The sequence below is a fragment of the Archangium sp. genome (genome assembly GCF_057119385.1).
The window spans coordinates 1-2,688 of the sequence record NZ_DBNGVP010000140.1 but is presented as its reverse complement, the minus strand read 5'-3'; the positions used below and the strand labels follow the sequence as shown (position 1 = coordinate 2,688).

Below are 2,688 nucleotides of genomic sequence, written 5' to 3'. Positions count from 1 at the left end.
GACGAGCCATCCCACGCTGCACGCCGCGCTCGTCCGCGAAGTGGCGGAGCCGGGCGAGCCGTCCGAAGCTGAAAGGAGCGCGGCTGCATTCCCGGCCCCTTCCCCCGCGCTCACTTCCGCCACCATGCTCCGCGAGAACGACACCCGCTCGAAGCCCGACGAGAAGCCCGCCGCCCGGCCGCAGCGCAAGGCGTTGCACTGTGTGCCGGGCCGCCAGGAGACGTGCGTGGTGGGCTTGTGTACCGTGCTGCTCACCGGCTGCACCGGCACGCCCCAGGTGGTGCGCCCCCCGCCCCGCCCCGCCGACTGCCCGCCCGGTGCCGTGAAGACGATGAAGGAGCTGGGCATCCACGTTGGTAAGGTGGGCAAAGCGGATTTCGGTCCTCGCGAACCCGGCACCAGCCAGCGTGTCACCGTGCGCGAGTCCACGCCCATGCGGGTTGTGGACTTCAAGGGGCTGAACAATGCCACGCTCACCGGGCGGCTCTACCTCGGGCCGGAGCGCGTGTACGGCCGCTTCACCCAGGCCATGCGGCGGGATGGAACGACGTTCCCCGTGTGCCTGGAGTTGGTCGCCCGCGAGGATGAAACGCCAGGCGCTTACCGGGAGGACGTTGGCGGCCCCGCTGACTCCGCCGTGCTCATCGACCTCCAGAAGGTCCGGGCCGTGGAGCGCTTCGAGTAGGCGGGGGGCAGCACAGCGGCGGGGAGGTGTGGTAGAGGCCAACGCCTCCCGTCACCCCGCCCCGCCTTCCCTTGGAGGTTGACTCCCCGTGCTCCTCGCGTCTCCCGTGGGCCTGCTCGCGCTGGCCCTCCTCGCGCTCTCCCCCCAGGCCGCTGAGCCGTCCCCACCGGACGCGTGTGAAACGGCGAGCCCGCAGCTGATGCTGAAGGCCGAGCCCTCCGCGACACCGCCCGTGGTGTGCATCAGCCCGGACGTGCCCCTCACGCTGCGCTTCGACACGGCGCTCCGGCCAGGGTCCGTGCGCCTGGAGGAGCGGGAGCGCTTCGCGGACGTGTCGGTGGGCCAGCGCGGCGTCACCCTGACGCCCCCGGAGAAGCTGAAGGCCGGGGAGCGCTTCCTGGTGGAGGTGTGCTTCGCGGACGGTGCGGCCCCTGCGTGTGCCAGATTCCTCTTGCTGGCGCACCCGGCGCTGGGCCTGTCCCAGGTGAAGGTGTTTCGCGAGCCCCGTTCGGTGGCGTCCTTCCAGGAGGGCGAGAAGACAGCCCAGGCCGAGACGCGGCAGTGCCAACAGGAGGTGCGCCAGCTGCGCGCCGAACGCGGCGCCCCCGAGGGACTCCGGGGCGCGCTCGCCTCGGGGCTGCTGGGAGAGAAAGGCATTGTTTCCAAGGACCTGACGGGCAGTTACACGGAAGCCAAGAGCAACGCCCTGCGCGTGAGCCAGGCCCGCAGCTACCGCGCCGAGGGCCGGGTGGCGGTGGAAGTGTGGCTGGAAAACCCCGGCACGCGGCCCTGGACGGCGGCGGGCGCGGTGCTGCGCGGCCCCAAGGGCGAGGTGTTGAAGCCGCTGCCCCTCTGGCAGCCGGAGCCCATTCCTCCGGCTGATGCAGTAGCCGAGGAGCAGCAGCCAGGGCGCCGGGTGGTGGTGGAGGTGCTCGCGTCGCAGACGGAGGCGCGGGGCACGTACACCCTCACGCTCTGGGACGCCGAGCAGAAGCGCACCGTCACCCTGGGGAATGTCACCTTCCCGTAGCGCGCGTGCCCGCTGCCAACCCAGTGCATCCTCCACCGCGCCCCCTACCTGTCGGCTTGACCGCCGTACCCGTGTTTCCGTGTACTCGCGGAAACCCCTGGCACCCGCCCGCCCGGCGGGAAGGAGTGGTGCGGTATGTCGCCCCGTCTGAAGCATTCCCACCCGGCAGGTCTGCCGCCGCGCCGCTGGTGGGTGTTGCTCGTGCTGTTGCTCTCGGCATGTGCCAAGGGCCATCCTCCCGGCGGAATGTTCGCGGGCCGGGGACCTGTGCTGGCACTCACCCCGCTACCGGCTCCCGTGGAGGAAAGCACCCCGGCCTCGGACGCCGGGCTCTCGGGGGCGGTGGTGTACGAGGTGGCGGTGGTGGAGCCGGGCCGTGGCACCACGCGGCCGGTGCCGGTGAGCCGGGAGGACTTCCAGCGCGCCCTGCGGCACATCGCCCACCAGGTGCAGCACGAGGGCAAGAGCCCGCGCGAGGCCGCACGCGAGTGGCTCGAGGGCCAGTTGGAGCAGCACCCGGAGTGGGAGCAGATGAGCGGGACGTGGGTGGCCGAGGTGGACAAGGGCCAGGTGCTCACGCTGGTGCCCGAGGACGCGGACAGCCGGCTGAAGCCCGTGGCGGACGAGGCCCTGCGCGAGAGGTACCTGCTGTGGTGCACCTGGGGGCGAGGCGGAGGCGATTGCCTGCGGCTGCTGGATGACGGGCCCTACCTCAAGACGGACGACCGGCGCACGCTGGCGCTCGCCCTGGCCTTCGGCTCGGTGCTGGAGGAGACGAAGGCGGCGTTGGGGCGCGAGTTGGACCCGCAGGTGCTGGTGGCCTCGTGCATGTGGACGCTCGGGGCGTACCTGGCCCTCTGGCTGGTGCCCGAGCCGACCACCAAGCTCTTGGCCGCCGGGCTGTCCGTCGTGCTGGTGGCCTGGCTGGGCGTGGACACGCTGTGGGGGCTGATGGACGGCTGGACGGCCATGG

The 2,688-nt window shown here is 71.8% G+C and carries 2 protein-coding genes and 1 pseudogene; all 3 read left to right on the top strand.

The window, feature by feature from the left end; translation table 11 throughout:
- A pseudogene (locus AC16DP_RS34030) lies at positions 1–685 on the top strand (hypothetical protein); the annotation flags it as partial.
- Positions 686–773: 88 nt separating this feature from the next.
- Positions 774–1,715, top strand: a complete 942-nt coding sequence (locus AC16DP_RS34025; protein WP_329733158.1) for a DUF2381 family protein — start codon at positions 774–776, stop codon at positions 1,713–1,715.
- Positions 1,716–1,850: 135 nt separating this feature from the next.
- On the top strand, positions 1,851–2,688 hold an 838-nt coding region (gene sitA5 / locus AC16DP_RS34020), incomplete at its 3' end, for a SitA5 family polymorphic toxin (RefSeq protein ID WP_483956925.1).